Raw genomic sequence first — 18,105 nt, 5'->3', positions numbered from 1 at the left:
CCGCCGGATCGGACCTCAGCGCAACCGGTCGACCGTCCAGGTGTAGAGGATCGAGACGCCGAACAGGCCCAGATCGACCGCGGCCTGCACACGGCGCGGCGATCGGTCGGCGATGTCGTGGGTGATCAGGCGGATATCGGCGGTGGGGTGGCGATAGGCCAGCGCGATCAGCGCCAGTATCGTCATGGCCATCAAGATCCGCCGTTCGCGCACACGCCCTTCTCCCCTCGCTCCTGTCTAGGGCGGGGCCGGTTGTTGGGCAAGGGGGGCGGTGGATAGCCGTCGCAGGACAGCGGCACGCCCCAACAGGCCCGGTCGCGGCCGCCGTCCTTGGCGGCGAACAACGCCTGATCGGCTTCGCGATAGACGCGGCGCCAATCCTCCTCGCTGGCCATGGGGCCGGTGCACAGGCCCAGGCTGGCGGTCACCTTGGCGCCCATGGGATAGCTGGCGGCGCGCAGGCGGGCGAGCAGAAGCTCCGCATCGGGCGCACGGGCGGCATCGGCGAGAAGGGCGAATTCCTCGCCCCCGATTCGCGCGACCAGCATGTCGGGGCCCAGCGTATTGGCCAGCGACCGGGCGAAGATGCGCAGCACCTCGTCGCCGCCATCATGGCCCAGCGCGTCGTTGATCCGCTTGAAATGGTCGATATCGGCCAGGATCAGCGTCTGCGGCCCGCTCCGCCCGATCGCCTGGTCCAGAAAGGCGCGGCGGTTGAACAGGCCGGTCAGCGGGTCGGTATCGGCCAGCCGCCGGGCGACGCGTTCATCGGCGCGGGCCAGATCGCGCTCGCGGCTGAGCAGATAGATTCGATAGGCGACCCCCAGGCTGGCGCAGAGGGCTTCGGCTCCCATGGACAACACCGTCGACTGGTCGATCCACGGGCGCCAGGCGATCAGATGCGCGGCATTGAGCACCCGGAACATCGCCAGGATGATCGGCGTCCCCCATCCGATGGCGAAGGCCCAGAGGAAGTTGCTCCGCCGCCGCCATGCCTGCACCAGCACGGCGATCAGGAACGCCAGCAGGATCGCGAACCCCGCCACGACCAGCGCGTCCAGCGTGCGGATCCACAAGGGCGCCAGCAGCGCGAAGGCAAGATTGGGAACGGCGATCAGGGCGAAGACGACCACCGCCATCAGGTCCAGCCATCCGCGAAACACCTCCCGCTCGAAGAAATAGCGCGCGAAGATCACGATGGTCAGTGCCACGCCGCCCAGCATGATCGCATTCCACCGGTGCCGCTCGTTATTGTCGAGCCAGGGCAACCACTGCCCGATCAGCCCCGACGAACACAGGGCATAGCCGGTGATGAAGAACAGGAGCAGGCAATAGACCGGCTGCAAGGGCTGGCGCAGCGCGGGCCACAGGACGATGTTATAGAGCGCCAGCGCGACGACCATCCCCATGATCGTGCCGTAGAGCAGGCCGAGTTGCCCCTCGACCTCCAGCGCCTCGGCATGATGTTGCAACCGCGCCCCCCGGACCACGCCACGCATATTGGCCGCGCCATGCGCTTCCCACAGGATGCGTACCGGTCGTGCGGCCATGCGGGGCAGGGGGACGGCGATCATCGGGCCCAGCAGCAGATAGGGCGATGTCGTCGCGCTGGTGAAGGCGATCCGCCGTACCTGCCCGTCGGCATAGAGGATATGGAGCGTCGTCGCGTCCTGCCAGGTGCTGGCAAAGGCGATGGTCAGCCGCTCGCGCGGATCGCCGGGCAAGGCGGTCAGGGGTTGGGACAAGACCCAGAAGTCGCCCGCGCCATAGGAGGACTGGTCATCGCGGCAATCGAAGCCCTGCGGTTGGCCGAACATCGCGGCGGCGGTCTGGCCCCGTTCGATCGGGCGGATACAGGTGGCGACGGCCTCTCCCGTCTGCGCATGGGCGGAGGCGAACGGCCAGACGATGGTCCACATCGCCAGCACCAATGCCCAGATTTTAATGCGACCCACGCCGTTCATGGGCCGCCATGTGTCTGCAAAAGCCCAAAAATGTGGTTAAAGTCGAGAATGCTCCCGGTAAAAGGTCAATCCGTTTCGGATGATCCCGCGGATCGGAGAACATGAAAAAGGCCGGGTGTCGCCACCCGGCCTCTTCATCCACGATCCTGTCGAAAGCGGGATCAGGTCGCGTCGACCGAGGCGGGCTTGCCCCCCTTCTTGCGCGGCTTCTTGGGCGCGGCGGGTTCGATCGCGAAGGACAGCGCGCCGTCCTTCATCCGCACCGTCACCTCGCCGCCATGGACCAGCTTGCCGAACAGCAGTTCCTCGGCCAGCGGCTGCTTGATCTTTTCCTGGATCAGGCGGCCCATCGGACGCGCGCCGTACAGGCGGTCATAGCCCTTTTCGGTGAGCCAGCTCTTCGCCGCCTCGTCCAGGCTGATATGGACGTTGCGATCCGCCAGTTGGAGTTCGAGCTGGAGGATGAACTTGTCCACCACCCGCGCGACGACTTCGGGCGGGAGATAGCCGAAGGGCACGATCGCATCCAGGCGGTTGCGGAATTCCGGCGTGAACATCTTCTGCACGGCCTGCTCGTCCTCGCCCTCGCGGGTGAGGTTGCCGAAGCCGACCGTTTCGCGCGCCATGTCGGCGGCGCCCGCATTGGTCGTCATGATGATGATCGTGTTGCGGAAATCGACCGTCTTGCCGTGGTGATCGGTCAGCTTCCCATTGTCCATCACCTGCAACAGGATGTTGAACAGATCGGGATGCGCCTTCTCGATCTCGTCGAGCAGCAGCACCGAATGCGGATTCTGATCGACCGCGTCCGTGAGCAGACCGCCCTGATCATAGCCGACATAGCCCGGAGGCGCGCCGATCAACCGGCTGACCGAGTGACGCTCCATATATTCGGACATGTCGAACCGCTGGAGCGGAATGCCCAGGATCGTCGCCAACTGGCGCGCCACTTCCGTCTTGCCGACACCGGTGGGGCCGGTGAAGAGGTAGTTGCCGATCGGCTTGTCGGGATCGCGAAGCCCCGCCCGGCTCAGCTTGATCGCCGAGGACAGGTTCTCGATCGCGGCATTCTGGCCGAACACCACGCGCTTGAGGTCGGTCTCCAGCGTTTCCAGTTGCTGGCGGTCGTCGGTCGACACGCTTTTCGGCGGGATGCGGGCCATGGTGGCGATCACGGCCTCGATCTCCTTGGGCGTGATCGTCTTCTTGCGCTTGTTGACCGGCACCAGCATCTGCATCGCGCCCACTTCGTCGATCACGTCGATCGCCTTGTCGGGCAGCTTGCGGTCGTTGATGTAGCGCGCGGACAGTTCCACCGCCGACTTGATCGCGTCGGGGGTGTATTTGACCTGATGGTGCTCCTCGAACGCGGTGCGAAGTCCGGCGAGGATCTTGATCGTATCCTCGATGGTCGGCTCGTTCACGTCGATCTTCTGGAACCGGCGCAGCAGCGCGCGGTCCTTTTCGAAGTGGTTGCGGAACTCCTTATAGGTGGTCGAGCCGATGCAGCGGATCGTGCCGCCCGACAGAGCGGGCTTGAGCAGGTTCGACGCATCCATCGCCCCGCCGCTGGTCGCGCCCGCGCCGATGACGGTGTGGATCTCGTCGATGAAGAGGACCGCGTGGGGCAGCTTTTCCAGTTCGTTGACGACCGCCTTCAGCCGCTCCTCGAAATCGCCGCGATAGCGGGTGCCCGCCAGCAACGCGCCCATGTCGAGCGAGTAGATGACAGCGTTCAACAGCACCTCGGGAACGTTGCCCTCGATGATCTTGCGCGCCAGACCTTCGGCGATGGCGGTCTTGCCGACGCCGGGATCGCCGACATAGAGCGGGTTGTTCTTCGAGCGGCGGCACAGGATCTGGACGGTCCGGTCCACTTCGGGGCCGCGCCCGATCAGCGGATCGACCTTGCCCGCCTTGGCCTTTTCATTGAGGTCGACGGTGAACTGCTTGAGCGCGCTCTCGCCCTTGCCCTTCTCGGTCGGCTTGGCGGGCTTTTCCTCCTCGGCGCCCTTGGGGGGAGTCGATTCGCTGGTCGCGCCGCCCTTGCCGACGCCGTGGCTGATGAAGCTGACGGCATCCAGGCGGCTCATATCCTGCTGTTGCAGGAAATAGACGGCATAGGATTCGCGTTCGGAGAACAGTGCGACCAGTACGTTCGCACCGGTCACCTCGTCGCGGCCCGACGACTGGACGTGCAGGATCGCGCGCTGGACGACACGCTGGAACCCGCTGGTGGGGGAGGGGTCGGTCGCCGCCTCGACCTTGAGCGCGTCGAGTTCGGCGTCGAGATACTGGGCGACCGTGGCCTTCAGCTCGCCCAGGTCGACATGGCACGCCTCCATCACCTTGGAGGCATGTTCGTCGTCGATCAGCGCGAGGAGGAGGTGCTCCAGCGTGGCATATTCGTGGCGCCGCAACGTCGCGGCTTCCAGCGCCTTGTGCAGCGTGGTCTCGAGCGCGGGGGCGAAAGATGGCATCTACGATACTCCTGACGAGGCGCTGGGGACGGGCGCTTCGTTTCGACCAATGTCGGGATGGCAGGCCCCGGCATCAAGCGGGGGTAACGCACGACCGCTGAACAAAGCGTGTCGCGCGGCGGAGGGCGACCCGACGGACCGGCAAAAGGCGTATGATCGCCCGGCCGATCCGATGCGGGTCACCGCTTGAACAGCGCGTCGGCGCTGGCCCGGTGGAGCGAGGCGCGCGCCATATGGCTTCGCGTTCGCTCGATCTCGCCTTGCAGCACGGCGATCCGCGCTTCCAACTCGGCGAGCGAAAGCGGATCGAGGTCAGCCTGGACCAGCGTGGTCAGGCTGTCCGGCGTGCGGAGGGGGGAATCATCCGTATCCATCTGGGTGTGCAGCGTTGACCCGGTGGCCGACGATGTCAATAACGGTCGCGAAGACGGACGGGCGAAGGGGCGGATCGGTGCGCGCGGATAGCGATGTGATGGGGATCGTGGACATTCCCGAAATGATGACCGCCATCGATCCCGAGGTGGCGGGCGGTCCCGAAGTGCTGGTGCCCTTACAGCGTCCCACCCCCATGCCGGGGGAGGGCGAGGTGCTGATCCGCGTCGCGGCGGCGGGGGTCAACCGGCCCGACGTGATGCAGCGCCAGGGACTCTATCCGCCGCCACCCGGCGCGCCGTCGATCCCGGGGCTGGAGATTGCGGGCGAGATCGTCGCGGTCGGTGTTGGCGTCGGGTTCGAGATGCTGGGCCAGCCGGTCTGTGCGCTGATCGGCGGCGGCGGTTATGCCGAATATGCGGTCGCGGTCGCCGAGCACTGCCTGACCGTGCCGCACGGCCTGTCGATGGTGCAGGCGGCGGCGTTGCCCGAGACGCTGTTCACCGTGTGGACCAACGTCTTCGAGCGCGCCTATGCCCGCGATGGCGACTCCCTGCTGGTCCATGGCGGGACGAGCGGCATCGGTACCATGGCGATCGCGCTGGGCAAGCTGTTCGGCCTGACGGTCATCGTCACCGCCGGATCGGACGAGAAATGCGCCGCCGCCGAAAAGCTCGGCGCGGCCAAGGCGATCAACTACAAATCCACTGATTTCGTCGAGGCGGTGAAGAGTTTCACCGACGGGCGCGGCGTCGACATCGTGCTGGACATGGTCGGCGGCGACTATGTCCCGCGCAACCTGAAATGCCTGGCCGAGGAGGGGCGGCACGTCTCGATCGCGGTGCAGCGCGGGGCCAAGGCCGAAATCCCGATCTGGGAGGTGATGCGCCGCCGCCTGATCCTGACTGGATCGACGCTGCGCGGGCGCGACCGCGAGTTCAAGGCGATGGTCGCCGACGAGATCGCGCGGATCGTCTGGCCGCATGTCGAGGAAGGGCGGCTTCGCCCCGCCATCGATCGCAGCTTCCCGCTGGCCGAGGTGGCCGACGCGCATCGCCGGATGGAGGCGGGCGACCATCTGGGCAAGATCGTCCTGACGCTGGAGCATTGATCCCCCTAGGCCGGGCTTGATCCTGGCGACAAAGCTTGCGACGAAGGCAAAAGACCAGATCGGCCGTTTTCCGGCATGGATTTCAGCGAGGGTCGGGGGAGATGATGATGATGGCGCAGCGATGGGGGCGAGCGGGGCTCGTCATGATGGCCGTCGCCACATGCGCCGCTCTGCCGCTTCCGGCGCTGGCCCAATCCGCGCGCGATATCCTGACCCAGGCGTCGTTCGGCGATGCGGACGAGGCGAGCGCGCTGCACCGCGTGACCAATGCCTATGCCGCCGCGGGCAATGCGTTGCGGCGGGCACCCGACGACCGGGAGGCTTTGCTGATGCGCGCCACCGCACTCGGCTATCGCGCGAAGCTGACCGGGAACCGCACCGATGCGGTGGCGGCGCGGCGGCAGTTCGAGGCGCTGGTCGCGCAAAATCCCCGCGATGCGGAGGCGCAGGTGGCGCTGGGGGCCTGGCATATCGGCGCGGTGAAGAAGCTCGGCACCATCGTCGGGCGCGCCGCATTGGGGGCGCAGCGATCATTGGGGCTGTCCGCGCTGGAGCGGGCGGTGGCGCTGGGCGGCGACCGCGCGCTGTTTCCAGGGCTCGCCGCGCTGTTGCGGCTGGAACTCGATCCGCGCGACCCGCGTGGCCGGGCGCTCGCCGAGCAGGCGACCCGCGCCGAGGCGCCCACGGCGCTCGACCGCATCCTGCAACGCGGTGCGGCGCAGGTGCTGGTCCCGCTGCGTGCGGGGGATATGCAGGCGGCGCGCAGGCTCGCCTCGCAACTTCTTCCCTTCGGTCGATTCGATGAGGATTGAGCCCCGGCGCCGGGTCTGATAGGCGTCGCCGCTTAGGCACGCCGGGCCAATCCGGACAGTTTGTGGTGGTGCACCTTGCTCTTGGGTGTGGCTTTCACTAGATTTACCGCCGCTACGGCCGCTCCGATGAGGGGCGGCCCTTTTATTTTCCGACTGGAGTGATCTTCGTGGCCCAGCCGCTCATGCCCCATGCGACCGCTTCCTGGCTGGTCGACAACACGTCGCTCTCGTTCGAGCAGATCGCGGATTTCTGCGGCCTCCACATCCTCGAGGTGCAGGCGATCGCCGACGACACCGCCGCCACCAAACTGACCGGCCGCGATCCCGTCCGTGCGCACGAACTGGCACAGACCGAGATCGAGAAGGCGCAGGCCGATCCTGATTACCGCATGAAGATGATCAAGGGCCCCGAACAGGTCCGCCGGACCAAGGGCCCGCGCTACACGCCGGTCAGCAAGCGGCAGGACAAGCCGGACGGCATCGCCTGGATCATCCGCAACCATCCCGAAATCTCGGACGGCGCGATTTCGAACCTGATCGGCACCACGCGCACGACGATCGCGGCGATCCGCGACCGCAGCCACTGGAACATCGCCAACATCACGCCGAAGGATCCGGTGACCCTGGGCCTGACCACGCAGCGCGAACTGGACTCGGCCGTGGCCAAGGCGGCCAAGTCGACCGGTGGCAATGCCGATGCGCAGCCGACCGACAACCGCCTGGAGGGCGATCGCGAAGCGCTGCTCGCCTCGCTGCGGGCCGAGCGCGAGCAGCAGAGCCGCGACGCCGATACGGTCACGCGCGGTGACGACATCATCGATCCGCATTCGCTGTTCCGTAGCTGACTCGATCGGGCTTCGGTTTGAGGGAGAGGGGCGTCGGCCGACAGGCCGGGCGCCCCTTTCGCATTTCGGGGAACGGCGGCTCTCCTCTCCCGTTCACCTGGGCAGCAAGGAGATCGTCCATGTCCGACACCGACAAGCGCCCACCCCAGCCCTTCGACCGCGACAGCGGCTATTCGGGGCAGGGTTACACCCGAGATGACGAGGATGCGATGGGCCGCGCCGAACCGGCGGGCAGCGTCACCACCGCCGCGCCCGCGACCGGTGAAGGCCATGCGGAGACCAGTCTGCCTGCGGACAATGGCCGGCGCGCCTCGGTCGATCCGAAGACGGGCGAAGTGCATGGCAGCGGGGCAGGGGCCGGTGGCGGCAACCGGGGCGACGAAATCGATGAGGTCGACCCAGCGACTCCGCCGGGCGTCGGGCCCCGACCGGTGAATTGACGGTCCATTCCGTCAACACCTCACCGTCGCCCCAGCACAGGCTGGGGCCTTTATCGAGCGCGCCGGAACGACTGTCAGAGATCCCAGCCTGCGCTGGGATGACGGTTTCAGGCAAGCCATCGCGCGTCAGCGCCCGCCACAAACTGCGGTGTCACCTATCCGACGATGTCATGAAAAGTGGCAGGAGTGCACGGACTCGAACCGTGGGCCCTCGGTTTTGGAGACCGATGCTCTACCAACTGAGCTACACTCCTGCGAGGCGGTCGCCATTAGCCCGAGCGGCCGGGCAGGGCAAGCGTTCCGTGCGAAAAAATCGTACCCGGCTGCGAGGGGTATCCGAAGCCCTGTCCAGCCCACGTTGACCCGACACGCCTTCCCGCGTATAGCCCGCCGCTGCACGAAGGGGATTTCTCGGGATTCGGGACTTATCCGTCGGGCAAGCTTGAACATTGCTGGATGCGAATAGGGCCGGGCGAAAGCCGCGATGGCCCCTTTTTGTATTCCGAAGTGCTGTGATGGCTCCAGCAAAGTAACCTCATGGAAAGGTGAAGGCTTCAATGCCGACGATCAACCAGCTGGTCCGCAAGGGCCGCGAACTGCAGAAGGCCAAGTCCAAGGTCCCTGCAATGGAGCAGAACCCGCAGAAGCGCGGCGTTTGCACCCGTGTCTACACGACGACCCCGAAGAAGCCGAACTCGGCGCTTCGCAAGGTGGCCAAGGTCCGTCTGACCAACAGCCGCGAAGTCATTTCGTACATCCCGGGCGAAGGCCACAACCTGCAGGAGCACTCGGTGGTGCTCATCCGCGGCGGCCGTGTGCGCGACCTTCCCGGCGTGCGCTACCATGTGCTGCGCGGCGTCCTCGACACGCAGGGCGTGAAGGATCGCAAGCAGTCCCGCTCGAAGTACGGCGCCAAGCGTCCGAAGTAAGCCGGTCGGGCCTGTTTTCAGGCTCCTCGACCATCAAAGGCTGAAGTTTTGTAAGGAAATACGAGAATGGCTCGTCGTCGTCGTCCCGAAAAGCGGGAAATCCTGCCGGACCCCAAGTTCGGAGATGTGGTCCTGTCGAAGTTCATGAATTCGGTCATGCTGGACGGTAAGAAGTCCGTCGCCGAATCCATCGTCTATGGTGCTCTGGAAACCGTCGAGACGCGCGCCAAGCGCGATCCGATCGGCGTGTTCCACGATGCGCTGAACAACATCAAGCCGGGCATCGAAGTCCGTTCGCGCCGCGTCGGCGGTGCGACCTATCAGGTCCCGGTCGAAGTCCGTCCGGAGCGTGCCCAGGCCCTGGCCATCCGTTGGCTGATCGGCGCGTCGCGCGCCCGTTCGGAGAACACCATGGCCGCGCGTCTGTCGGGCGAGCTGATGGACGCCGCGAACAATCGCGGCAACGCGGTCAAGAAGCGCGAAGACACGCACCGCATGGCGGAAGCGAATCGCGCCTTCTCGCACTACCGCTGGTAAAGGCCTGCGGCGGGACCGGAATTATTTCCGTCCTGCCGCAACCTTTTCAGGGTGCGGTGCCGGCGGTCTTCCGCTGGTCACGCAAACAGCCTATATAAGGGGGAGCCGGGCCAACCGGCTCCCCCCTACGCTTGAGGAAGATCGATCATGGCCCGCAGCCATCCGCTCGAGAAGTATCGCAACATCGGCATCATGGCGCACATCGATGCCGGCAAGACGACCACGACCGAGCGCATTCTTTATTACACCGGCAAGTCCTACAAGATCGGCGAAGTGCATGAAGGCACCGCCACCATGGACTGGATGGAGCAGGAGCAGGAGCGCGGCATCACCATCACGTCGGCCGCGACGACCTGTTTCTGGAACGACAACCGCATCAACATCATCGACACCCCCGGGCACGTCGACTTCACCATCGAGGTGGAGCGTTCGCTCCGCGTGCTCGACGGCGCGGTCGCCTGTTTCGACGGCGTGGCGGGCGTTGAGCCGCAGTCGGAAACCGTGTGGCGTCAGGCCGACAAGTACGGCGTGCCGCGCATGTGCTTCGTCAACAAGCTCGATCGCACTGGCGCCGACTTCTATTTCTGCGTGAACTCGATCATCGAGCGCCTCGGCGCGCGTCCGGCGGTCCTGTATCTGCCGATCGGCATCGAGGGCGGCTTCAAGGGTCTGGTCGACCTGGTCGAGAACCGTGCGATCATCTGGCTCGAAGAGTCGCTGGGCGCCAAGTTCGAATATCAGGACATCCCCGATGACCTGAAGGAAAAGGCCGCCAAGTATCGCAGCGACCTGATCGAAATGGCCGTCGAGCAGGACGATGCCGCGATGGAATCGTACCTGGAAGGCAACGAGCCTTCGGTCGAGGAGCTGAAGAAGCTGATCCGCAAGGGCACGCTGGAAATGGCGTTCGTCCCCGTGGTCTGCGGCTCGGCGTTCAAGAACAAGGGCGTGCAGCCCCTGCTCGACGCGGTCATCGACTATCTGCCGTCGCCGCTCGACGTTCCGGCCATCAAGGGCGTGAAGCTCGACGGTGAGACGCCGGACGAGCGTCCTTCGTCGGACACTGAGCCCTTCTCGGCGCTGGCGTTCAAGATCATGAACGATCCGTTCGTCGGTTCGCTCACCTTCGCGCGCATCTATTCGGGCAAGCTCGAAACGTCGTCGCAGGTCCTGAACTCGGTGAAGGACAAGAAGGAAAAGATCGGCCGTATGCTGCTCATGCATGCGAACAGCCGTGAGGACATCCAGGAAGCCTATGCGGGCGACATCGTCGCGCTCGCGGGTCTCAAGGACACCACCACGGGTGACACGCTCTGCGCGCAGAACGCCCCGATCATCCTGGAGCGGATGGAATTCCCCGAGCCCGTGATCGAGTTGTCGGTGGAGCCGAAGACCAAGGCCGACCAGGAGAAGATGGGCGTCGCGCTCAATCGTCTCGCTCGCGAGGACCCCTCGTTCCGCGTGACCTCGGACGCCGAGTCGGGCCAGACCATCATCAAGGGCATGGGCGAGCTCCATCTCGAGATCCTGGTCGACCGCATGAAGCGCGAGTTCAAGGTCGAGGCGAATGTCGGTGCGCCGCAGGTGGCGTATCGCGAATACCTCAAGAAGCCGGTCGACATCGACTATACGCACAAGAAGCAGTCGGGCGGCACCGGCCAGTTCGGTCGCGTCAAGGTCAAGCTGACCCCGGGCGAGCGTGGTTCGGGCTTCGTCTTCAAGGACGAGATCAAGGGCGGTAACATTCCGAAGGAATATATCCCCGCGATCGAGAAGGGCTTCCGTGAGACCGCGGAAACCGGCTCGCTGGTCGGATTCCCGATCATCGACTTCGAAGTCCTGCTGTATGACGGCGCGTATCACGACGTCGACTCGTCGGCGCTGGCGTTCGAAATCTGTGCCCGCGGCGCGATGCGCGAAGCGGCCCAGAAGTCGGGCATCACGCTGCTCGAGCCGGTCATGAAGGTCGAAGTCGTGACCCCGGAAGACTATCTGGGCGACGTCATCGGCGACATGAACAGCCGTCGTGGCCAGATCCAGGGCACCGACACGCGCGGCAACGCGCAGACGGTCGAGGCGATGGTCCCGCTGGCCAACATGTTCGGCTATGTGAATGCGCTCCGCTCGTTCACCCAGGGGCGTGCGCAATACTCGATGCAGTTCTCGCACTATGACGAAGTGCCGCAGAATGTTGCGGACGAGGTCAAGGCGAAGCTGGCCTAAAGGCGTATATCGCGCCCCCGGGGCAACTGGGGGTGCGAACACGCTAGGGGCTGGCAATCACCGGAAACACCCGCTATGGGGCCGCGTTCGCGTGGCCCCGGATGCGGCACCGAATTCGAATCAGAAGGTAGGAAAATGGCAAAGGCAAAATTCGAGCGGAACAAGCCGCACCTCAACATCGGCACCATCGGTCACGTCGACCATGGCAAGACCTCGCTGACCGCCGCGATCACCAAGGTTCTGGCCGAGACGACCGGCGGCACCGCTGTCGACTTCGCGAACATCGACAAGGCTCCGGAAGAGCGTGAGCGCGGCATCACCATCTCGACCGCGCACGTCGAGTATGAGACGACGAACCGCCACTATGCGCACGTCGACTGCCCTGGCCACGCCGACTATGTGAAGAACATGATCACCGGCGCGGCGCAGATGGACGGCGCGATCCTGGTCGTGTCGTCGACCGACGGCCCGATGCCGCAGACCCGCGAGCACATCCTGCTCGCCCGTCAGGTCGGCGTGCCCGCGATGGTCGTGTTCATGAACAAGGTCGATCTGGTCGACGACGAGGAAATCCTCGAGCTGGTCGAACTGGAAATCCGCGAGCTGCTGAGCTCGTACGAATTCCCGGGTGACGACATCCCCGTCATCAAGGGTTCGGCGACCTGCGCCCTGTCGGGTTCGAACGACAAGTTCGGCAAGGAAGCCGTCCTCGAGCTGATGAAGGCCGTCGACGAGTACATCCCGCAGCCGGAGCGTCCGCTCGACAAGCCGTTCATGATGCCGATCGAAGACGTCTTCTCGATCTCGGGTCGTGGTACGGTCGTCACCGGCCGCGTCGAGACCGGCATCGTCAAGGTTGGCGAGGAAGTCGAGATCGTCGGCATCAACGACACCCGCAAGACCACCGTCACCGGCGTCGAAATGTTCCGCAAGCTGCTCGATTCGGGTGAAGCCGGCGACAACATCGGTGCGCTGATCCGTGGCGTTGCGCGCGACCAGGTCGAGCGTGGCCAGGTTCTCTGCAAGCCGGGTTCGATCAAGCCGCACACCGACTTCAAGTCGGAAGTGTACGTCCTGTCGAAGGAAGAAGGCGGCCGTCACACCCCGTTCTTCGCGAACTATCGTCCGCAGTTCTACTTCCGCACGACCGACGTCACCGGCACCGTCGAGCTGCCTGAGGGCACCGAGATGGTCATGCCGGGCGACAACGTCGCTCTGGGCGTGAAGCTGATCGCTCCGATCGCCATGGACATCGGTCAGCGCTTCACGATCCGTGAAGGCGGCCGCACCGTCGGCGCCGGCGTCGTCAGCGCGATCGACAAGTAAGTCTCGGGCGAAAGCCTGTTACTGCTTAGGAAAGGGTCGGCCCCGGCGACGGGGTCGGCCTTTTTCGTTGTCTGGACGTCGCCCCAGCGCAGGCTGGGGCCTTCCTCCGCAGGCACGGAGCTTTTGCGGAAGATCCCAGCCTTCGCCGGGATGACGGACCGCACCCCGTTCGCACTGAGCGAAGTCGAAGTGCACGCCCCGCGGTCCGACCAGGACGTGGCCTTCGACTTCGCTCAGGCTGAACGGAGGTTGGGGAGTGGGGCGGGGGCCGCGCATGGTTCCACGCCCTCCAACAAAAACCCTCGATCACCCCCTTGCGGCACCCCCGGCATATGCGTATAGGCACGCGTCTTGAGGGAATCGGCTGGCATCGGAAACACCGGGGTCGGCCGTTTGCTTTTAGTGAGGGCAGGGGTGGTTCGCCGCCGCTGCCGTAACCCAGAGTTTGTTTCGGCCCAAGGTCGCCTTCACGGCGGACGGTCGAGTGCCCGGTCGGAAAGCCGATCGCACTTGTCGCCCGCAGGAAGGAGGCCGGAAAGCCCGCTCTTTCGCATCGGTAGGGATCATGGACAGCAATATCCGCATTCGTCTGAAGGCGTTCGACCATCGCGTGCTCGATCAGGCGACCGGCGACATCGCCGACACCGCGCGCCGCACCGGCGCTCTTATCCGCGGTCCGATCCCGCTTCCGACGCGCATCGAGAAGTTCACGGTCAACCGTGGTCCGCACATCGACAAGAAGTCGCGCGAGCAGTTCGAGGTCCGCACGTACAAGCGGATGCTGGACATCGTGCAGCCGACCCCGCAGACCGTCGATGCGCTGATGAAGCTCGACCTCGCCGCAGGTGTTGATGTCGAGATCAAGCTGGCGTAAGAGGGCCAGCGTTCCCGTGGTCGACGATTCCGTCCCACGGGATTTTGGCGTTTCCCGGTTCTAAAGCAGCCAGGAAGCGCGCCGAGGTCGCTCCCGTGATCCGGCACTCTTAAGGGATACCTCCCGGTGGTTTCGCGCAAGCGAGATGGTGCCGGGGCAGCGTCCCCCGTCTGACCGGTCCGCCGGTCGCCAGCCCGGGACGGGGGCTCGTTTCGCTTTATCCGGGCTGGATATGCCCCCCTTGAATGGTTCTTGGGGGCCTCTGTCGAGGAAGGAACAGGATCATGCGTACCGGCGTGATCGCGAAGAAGCTGGGGATGACCCGCCTGTTCCAGGACGATGGTCGGCACGTGCCGGTCACCGTCCTGGCGCTTGAAGGCGTACAGGTCGTCGCTCGCCGCGAGATGGATCGTGACGGCTACACCGCCGTCCAGCTTGGTGCAGGTGTCGCCAAGACCAAGAATGTTGCCAAGCCGCAGCGTGGCCACTTCGGCAAGGCCGAAGTCGAGCCCAAGCAGGTGCTGGTCGAGTTCCGCGTGAACGAAGACGGCCTGCTGGACGTCGGCGCGGAAATCTCCGCCGACCATTTCGTCCCCGGCCAGTATGTCGATATCCAGGGTCGTACCCAGGGTAAGGGCTTTGCCGGTGCGATGAAGCGCTGGAACTTCGGTGGTCTGCGCGCGACCCACGGCGTCTCGGTCTCGCACCGTTCGCATGGTTCGACCGGTAACCGTCAGGATCCGGGCCGCGTCTTCAAGAACAAGAAGATGGCCGGCCACATGGGCGACAAGAACCGCACGCAGCAGAATCTGGAAATCGTGTCGACCGACGTCGAGCGCGGCCTGATCTTCGTCAAGGGCTCGGTGCCCGGCTCGAAGGGTGGCTGGCTGATCGTCAAGGACGCGGTCAAGGTTTCGCGCCACGCGGACGCCCCGTTCCCCGCCAGCATCAAGGCGGCCGCCAACAACAATGCTTCTGCCGAGCCTGCTCCGGAAGCCACCGAGAGCCAGGAGGGCTAAGTCGTGAAGGTCAAGGTTCAATCCTTCGCCGGCACCGACGCCGCGGACATCGAGCTCAACGACGAGGTTTTCGGCCTCGATCCGCGCGCCGACATCCTGCACCGCGTTGTGACCTGGCAGCTGGAAAAGCGTCGCGCCACCGCGCGCGGCACCCGTGAGCGCGCCGATGTCGCGCGTTCGGGCAAGAAGCTCGGTCGCCAGAAGGGCGGCGGTGTCGCTCGTCACGGCGATCGTCGGGCCCCCGTCTTCATCGGCGGTGGTAAGGCGCACGGCGCCCGCGTCCGCGACTTCAACCCGGGTCTGAACAAGAAGGTTCGCGCCCTGGGTCTGAAGATGGCGCTGTCGAGCCATGCCAGGGCGGGTTCGCTGATCGTGATGAACGATCTGGCGGTCGCTGGTAACAAGACGAAGACGCTGCAGGGCGATCTGGCGAAGCTCGGCTTCGGCAAGACCGCGCTGGTCATCGATGGCGACGCCGTCGAGACGTCGTTCGCACTGGCCGCAGGCAACCTGAAGGAAATCAACGTCCTTCCGGCCGCCGGCGCCAATGTCTACGACATTCTGAAGCATGACACCCTGGTGCTGACGCGCTCGGCTGTCGAAAAGCTGGAGGCCCGTTTCCATGGCTAAGCAGCAGAAGGCGGTCGATCCGCGTCATTACGACGTGATCGTTGCGCCGCACATCACCGAGAAGGCGACGCTCCTGAGCGAGCACAACGCCGTGGTGTTCAAGGTCGCCCCCGGTGCTACCAAGCCCGAGATCAAGGCGGCGGTGGAAGCGCTGTTCGACGTCAACGTCACCGGCGTGAACACCATCGTCCAGAAGGGCAAGACCAAGAAGTGGAAGGGCGCTCCGTACCAGCGCTCGGACATGAAGAAGGCGATCGTCACCCTCAAGGACGGTCAGTCCATTGACGTGACGACGGGGATCTGAGCCGATGGCACTCAAGCATTATAACCCGACGAGCCCGGCCCGCCGCGGCCTGATCCTCGTCGACCGCTCGGCGCTCTGGAAGGGCGCGCCCGTCAAGGCGCTCACCGAAGGCAAGCGCAAGACCGGCGGCCGCAACAACAAGGGCCATGTGACCAGCCGCGGCATCGCGGGCGGCCACAAGCAGCGCTATCGCTTCATCGACTTCAAGCGTCGCCAGTGGGACGTCGAGGGCACCGTGGAGCGGATCGAATATGATCCCAACCGCACCGCCTTCATCGCGCTCATCAACTATGGCACCGACGAAGCCGGCAAGGTCGACCAGTCCTACATCATCGCACCGCAGCGTCTGGCTGTCGGCGACAAGGTGATCGCGGGCAAGAAGACCGACGTGAAGCCTGGCAACGCCATGGAACTGGGCCAGATGCCGGTCGGCACGATCGTCCACAACGTCGAGATGAAGCCCGGCAAGGGCGGTCAGATCGCACGTTCGGCCGGCACCTATGTGCAGGTCGTGGGCCGCGACAAGGGCATGGTCATCGTCCGTCTGAACTCGGGCGAGCAGCGCTACATCCATGCGAACTGCATGGCGACCGTCGGCGCGGTGTCGAACCCCGACAACGGCAACACCAACCTGGCGAAGGCTGGTCGCAACCGTTGGAAGGGCCATCGCCCGCTGACCCGCGGTGTTGCGAAGAACCCGGTCGACCACCCCCACGGCGGTGGTGAAGGCCGGACCTCGGGCGGCCGTCATCCGGTCACCCCGTGGGGCAAGCCGACGAAGGGTGCGCGCACTCGTCACAACAAGGCGACGGACAAGATGATCATCCGTAGCCGTCACGCCAAGAAGAAGGGCTAACACGTAATGGCTCGTTCCGTTTGGAAGGGTCCTTTCGTGGACCTCCATCTCCTGAAGAAGGCCGAAGTGGCTCAGGATGCTGGCAACCGCGCAGGTCCGATCAAGACCTGGTCGCGTCGCTCGACCATCCTGCCGTCGTTCGTCGGTCTGACCTTCAACGTCTACAACGGTCGCAAGTTCGTTCCCGTCTCGGTGAACGAGGACATGGTCGGCATGAAGCTCGGTGAATTCGCGCCTACGCGCTACTTCCCCGGCCACGCTGCCGACAAGAAGGGTAAGCGCTGATGTCGAAGCCCGCATCCCCCCGCAAGGTCGGTGACAAGGAAGCGCTGTCGGTCGGCACGCAGATCCGTGGTTCGGCGCAGAAGCTGAACCTGGTTGCGGCGCTGATCCGCGGCAAGAAGGTCGGCGACGCGATGAACATCCTCGCCTTCTCGACGAAGGCGATGGCCGTCGACGCGCGCAAGATCCTGGCCTCCGCGATCGCCAATGCCGAGAACAACCACAACCTCGACGTCGACTCGCTCGTCGTCGCCGAGGCGTCGGTCGGCAAGTCGATCACCATGAAGCGTTTCGCGACGCGCGGCCGTGGCAAGTCCACCCGCATTCTGAAGCCGTTTTCGCGGCTCCGCATCGTCGTCCGCGAGCAGGAAGAAGCATAATGGGTCAGAAGAGCAATCCGATCGGCCTGCGTCTCCAGATCAACCGTACCTGGGACAGCCGCTGGTTCGCCGAAGGCCATGACTATGGCCGCCTGCTGCTGGAGGATCTGAAGATCCGCCAGTTCATCATGAAGACGCTGCCCCAGGCCGCGATCTCGAAGGTCGTCATCGAGCGTCCGGCCAAGCTGTGCCGCATCTCGATCTTCGCGGCGCGTCCGGGCGTGATCATCGGCAAGAAGGGCGCCGACATCGAAAAGCTTCGCAAGAAGCTGGGTTCGATGACCTCGTCCGACGTGTCGCTGAACATCGTCGAGATCCGCAAGCCCGAGATCGACGCCAAGCTCGTCGCCCAGGGCGTGGCCGACCAGCTGGAGCGCCGTATCGCGTTCCGTCGCGCCATGAAGCGCGCGGTGCAGTCCGCGCTCCGTCTGGGCGCCGAAGGCATCCGTATCACCTGCGGCGGCCGTCTGGGCGGCGCGGAAATCGCGCGTACCGAATGGTATCGTGAAGGCCGCGTTCCGCTGCACACGCTGCGTGCGAACGTCGACTATGCCGAAGCGCAGGCGCACACCGCTTATGGCGTGTGCGGCGTGAAGGTGTGGATCTTCAAGGGCGAGATCCTGGGCCATGACCCCATGGCGCAGGACCGGCTGATGATGGAGGCTCAGACCTCCGGCGTGCGCCCGGCGCGCGACGATCATCGCCGCTAAGGATCAAAGAA

At 65.0% G+C, this 18,105-nt stretch carries 20 protein-coding genes and 1 tRNA gene; 16 read left to right on the top strand and 5 right to left on the bottom strand.

Annotation, left to right across the window (positions count from 1 at the left end; all coding sequences use genetic code 11):
* Positions 1-15: 15 nt before the first annotated feature.
* The 4 genes from QE379_RS16780 to QE379_RS16765 form a co-directional block, all read right to left on the bottom strand.
* Positions 16-186 (bottom strand): hypothetical protein, encoded by a 171-nt coding sequence (locus QE379_RS16780; RefSeq protein WP_307002233.1) that lies wholly within the window; start codon positions 184-186, stop codon positions 16-18.
* A 5-nt stretch (positions 187-191) separates the two neighbouring features.
* Positions 192-1,964 carry a diguanylate cyclase gene (locus tag QE379_RS16775; protein WP_307002231.1) on the bottom strand — a complete coding sequence of 591 codons (1,773 nt, stop codon included), beginning with the start codon at positions 1,962-1,964 and terminating at the stop codon, positions 192-194.
* 161 nt (positions 1,965-2,125) lie between these two features.
* Positions 2,126-4,444 (bottom strand): ATP-dependent Clp protease ATP-binding subunit ClpA, encoded by a 2,319-nt coding sequence (gene clpA, locus QE379_RS16770; protein WP_307002229.1) that lies wholly within the window; start codon positions 4,442-4,444, stop codon positions 2,126-2,128.
* 179 nt (positions 4,445-4,623) lie between these two features.
* The gene (locus tag QE379_RS16765; protein WP_307002228.1) at positions 4,624-4,818 is read right to left on the bottom strand and encodes a DUF1192 domain-containing protein; all 195 of its coding nucleotides are present in this window, start codon (positions 4,816-4,818) and stop codon (positions 4,624-4,626) included.
* Positions 4,819-4,943: 125 nt separating this feature from the next.
* Between QE379_RS16765 and QE379_RS16760 the strand changes: the two genes are divergently transcribed.
* The 4 genes from QE379_RS16760 (at position 4,944) to QE379_RS16745 (ending at position 8,024) form a co-directional block, all read left to right on the top strand.
* Positions 4,944-5,927 (top strand): NAD(P)H-quinone oxidoreductase, encoded by a 984-nt coding sequence (locus QE379_RS16760; RefSeq protein ID WP_307003273.1) that lies wholly within the window; start codon positions 4,944-4,946, stop codon positions 5,925-5,927.
* A 143-nt stretch (positions 5,928-6,070) separates the two neighbouring features.
* The gene (locus tag QE379_RS16755) at positions 6,071-6,739 is read left to right on the top strand and encodes a hypothetical protein (protein WP_307002226.1); all 669 of its coding nucleotides are present in this window, start codon (positions 6,071-6,073) and stop codon (positions 6,737-6,739) included.
* 167 nt (positions 6,740-6,906) lie between these two features.
* Positions 6,907-7,584, top strand: a complete 678-nt coding sequence (locus QE379_RS16750) for a DUF1013 domain-containing protein (RefSeq protein WP_307002224.1) — start codon at positions 6,907-6,909, stop codon at positions 7,582-7,584.
* A gap of 119 nt (positions 7,585-7,703) precedes the next feature.
* Complete coding sequence (locus tag QE379_RS16745; RefSeq protein ID WP_307002222.1) at positions 7,704-8,024, top strand: hypothetical protein; 321 nt, start codon at positions 7,704-7,706, stop codon at positions 8,022-8,024.
* A 178-nt stretch (positions 8,025-8,202) separates the two neighbouring features.
* On the opposite strand, the gene QE379_RS16740 is transcribed toward QE379_RS16745, so the two are convergent.
* Positions 8,203-8,278 (bottom strand) — tRNA-Trp (locus QE379_RS16740).
* A 303-nt stretch (positions 8,279-8,581) separates the two neighbouring features.
* On the opposite strand from QE379_RS16740, the gene rpsL reads away from it, so the two are divergent.
* The 12 genes from rpsL to rpsC all read left to right on the top strand — a co-directional run bounded on the left by rpsL (position 8,582) and on the right by rpsC (position 18,094).
* The gene (gene rpsL / locus QE379_RS16735) at positions 8,582-8,953 is read left to right on the top strand and encodes a 30S ribosomal protein S12 (protein ID WP_007406072.1); all 372 of its coding nucleotides are present in this window, start codon (positions 8,582-8,584) and stop codon (positions 8,951-8,953) included.
* A gap of 66 nt (positions 8,954-9,019) precedes the next feature.
* Positions 9,020-9,490: a 30S ribosomal protein S7 gene (rpsG, locus tag QE379_RS16730; protein ID WP_230481229.1), complete on the top strand. Its 471-nt coding sequence runs from the start codon at positions 9,020-9,022 to the stop codon at positions 9,488-9,490.
* 147 nt (positions 9,491-9,637) lie between these two features.
* The gene (gene fusA, locus QE379_RS16725) at positions 9,638-11,713 is read left to right on the top strand and encodes an elongation factor G (RefSeq protein WP_267435512.1); all 2,076 of its coding nucleotides are present in this window, start codon (positions 9,638-9,640) and stop codon (positions 11,711-11,713) included.
* A 135-nt stretch (positions 11,714-11,848) separates the two neighbouring features.
* On the top strand, positions 11,849-13,039 hold the full coding sequence (gene tuf, locus QE379_RS16720; protein WP_267435524.1) for an elongation factor Tu: 1,191 nt from the start codon (positions 11,849-11,851) through the stop codon (positions 13,037-13,039).
* A gap of 565 nt (positions 13,040-13,604) precedes the next feature.
* Positions 13,605-13,913, top strand: a complete 309-nt coding sequence (gene rpsJ, locus QE379_RS16715) for a 30S ribosomal protein S10 (RefSeq protein ID WP_007406109.1) — start codon at positions 13,605-13,607, stop codon at positions 13,911-13,913.
* A 284-nt stretch (positions 13,914-14,197) separates the two neighbouring features.
* Positions 14,198-14,932 (top strand): 50S ribosomal protein L3, encoded by a 735-nt coding sequence (gene rplC / locus QE379_RS16710; protein ID WP_056430750.1) that lies wholly within the window; start codon positions 14,198-14,200, stop codon positions 14,930-14,932.
* Positions 14,933-14,935: 3 nt separating this feature from the next.
* Positions 14,936-15,562, top strand: a complete 627-nt coding sequence (gene rplD, locus QE379_RS16705) for a 50S ribosomal protein L4 (RefSeq protein ID WP_307002219.1) — start codon at positions 14,936-14,938, stop codon at positions 15,560-15,562.
* Entirely contained in the window at positions 15,555-15,866 is a 312-nt protein-coding gene (locus QE379_RS16700; protein WP_042491181.1) for a 50S ribosomal protein L23, read from the top strand. The genes rplD and QE379_RS16700 overlap by 8 nt, the downstream gene beginning before the upstream one ends.
* A gap of 4 nt (positions 15,867-15,870) precedes the next feature.
* On the top strand, positions 15,871-16,722 hold the full coding sequence (rplB, locus tag QE379_RS16695; protein ID WP_042491179.1) for a 50S ribosomal protein L2: 852 nt from the start codon (positions 15,871-15,873) through the stop codon (positions 16,720-16,722).
* A gap of 6 nt (positions 16,723-16,728) precedes the next feature.
* Positions 16,729-17,007 carry a 30S ribosomal protein S19 gene (gene rpsS, locus QE379_RS16690; RefSeq protein WP_037569384.1) on the top strand — a complete coding sequence of 93 codons (279 nt, stop codon included), beginning with the start codon at positions 16,729-16,731 and terminating at the stop codon, positions 17,005-17,007.
* On the top strand, positions 17,007-17,384 hold the full coding sequence (gene rplV, locus QE379_RS16685; protein ID WP_042491177.1) for a 50S ribosomal protein L22: 378 nt from the start codon (positions 17,007-17,009) through the stop codon (positions 17,382-17,384). The genes rpsS and rplV overlap by 1 nt, the downstream gene beginning before the upstream one ends.
* The gene (gene rpsC / locus QE379_RS16680) at positions 17,384-18,094 is read left to right on the top strand and encodes a 30S ribosomal protein S3 (protein ID WP_056430744.1); all 711 of its coding nucleotides are present in this window, start codon (positions 17,384-17,386) and stop codon (positions 18,092-18,094) included. Before rplV ends, rpsC begins: the two co-directional genes overlap by 1 nt.
* Positions 18,095-18,105 lie beyond the last annotated feature (11 nt).

Source organism: Sphingomonas sp. SORGH_AS_0879, assembly GCF_030819175.1.
GTDB lineage: Bacteria > Pseudomonadota > Alphaproteobacteria > Sphingomonadales > Sphingomonadaceae > Sphingomonas.
Note: the sequence above shows the minus strand (reverse complement) of the source record. Positions and strands in the feature narration are given on the sequence as shown.

What these genes read in the sequence shown, in the direction of transcription:
- clpA (WP_307002229.1), bottom strand. Translation starts at nt 4,444, where the DNA reads ATGCCATCTTTCGCCCCCGCGCTCGAGACCACGCTGCACAAGGCGCTG.
- rpsS (WP_037569384.1), top strand. Translation starts at nt 16,729, where the DNA reads ATGGCTCGTTCCGTTTGGAAGGGTCCTTTCGTGGACCTCCATCTCCTG.
- QE379_RS16755 (WP_307002226.1), top strand. Translation starts at nt 6,071, where the DNA reads ATGATGGCCGTCGCCACATGCGCCGCTCTGCCGCTTCCGGCGCTGGCC.
- QE379_RS16745 (WP_307002222.1), top strand. Translation starts at nt 7,704, where the DNA reads ATGTCCGACACCGACAAGCGCCCACCCCAGCCCTTCGACCGCGACAGC.
- rpsC (WP_056430744.1), top strand. Translation starts at nt 17,384, where the DNA reads ATGGGTCAGAAGAGCAATCCGATCGGCCTGCGTCTCCAGATCAACCGT.
- fusA (WP_267435512.1), top strand. Translation starts at nt 9,638, where the DNA reads ATGGCCCGCAGCCATCCGCTCGAGAAGTATCGCAACATCGGCATCATG.
- QE379_RS16765 (WP_307002228.1), bottom strand. Translation starts at nt 4,818, where the DNA reads ATGGATACGGATGATTCCCCCCTCCGCACGCCGGACAGCCTGACCACG.
- QE379_RS16700 (WP_042491181.1), top strand. Translation starts at nt 15,555, where the DNA reads ATGGCTAAGCAGCAGAAGGCGGTCGATCCGCGTCATTACGACGTGATC.
- rplC (WP_056430750.1), top strand. Translation starts at nt 14,198, where the DNA reads ATGCGTACCGGCGTGATCGCGAAGAAGCTGGGGATGACCCGCCTGTTC.
- QE379_RS16780 (WP_307002233.1), bottom strand. Translation starts at nt 186, where the DNA reads ATGACGATACTGGCGCTGATCGCGCTGGCCTATCGCCACCCCACCGCC.
- rpsJ (WP_007406109.1), top strand. Translation starts at nt 13,605, where the DNA reads ATGGACAGCAATATCCGCATTCGTCTGAAGGCGTTCGACCATCGCGTG.
- QE379_RS16760 (WP_307003273.1), top strand. Translation starts at nt 4,944, where the DNA reads ATGACCGCCATCGATCCCGAGGTGGCGGGCGGTCCCGAAGTGCTGGTG.
- rpsG (WP_230481229.1), top strand. Translation starts at nt 9,020, where the DNA reads ATGGCTCGTCGTCGTCGTCCCGAAAAGCGGGAAATCCTGCCGGACCCC.
- rplB (WP_042491179.1), top strand. Translation starts at nt 15,871, where the DNA reads ATGGCACTCAAGCATTATAACCCGACGAGCCCGGCCCGCCGCGGCCTG.
- QE379_RS16775 (WP_307002231.1), bottom strand. Translation starts at nt 1,964, where the DNA reads ATGAACGGCGTGGGTCGCATTAAAATCTGGGCATTGGTGCTGGCGATG.
- tuf (WP_267435524.1), top strand. Translation starts at nt 11,849, where the DNA reads ATGGCAAAGGCAAAATTCGAGCGGAACAAGCCGCACCTCAACATCGGC.
- rpsL (WP_007406072.1), top strand. Translation starts at nt 8,582, where the DNA reads ATGCCGACGATCAACCAGCTGGTCCGCAAGGGCCGCGAACTGCAGAAG.
- rplV (WP_042491177.1), top strand. Translation starts at nt 17,007, where the DNA reads ATGTCGAAGCCCGCATCCCCCCGCAAGGTCGGTGACAAGGAAGCGCTG.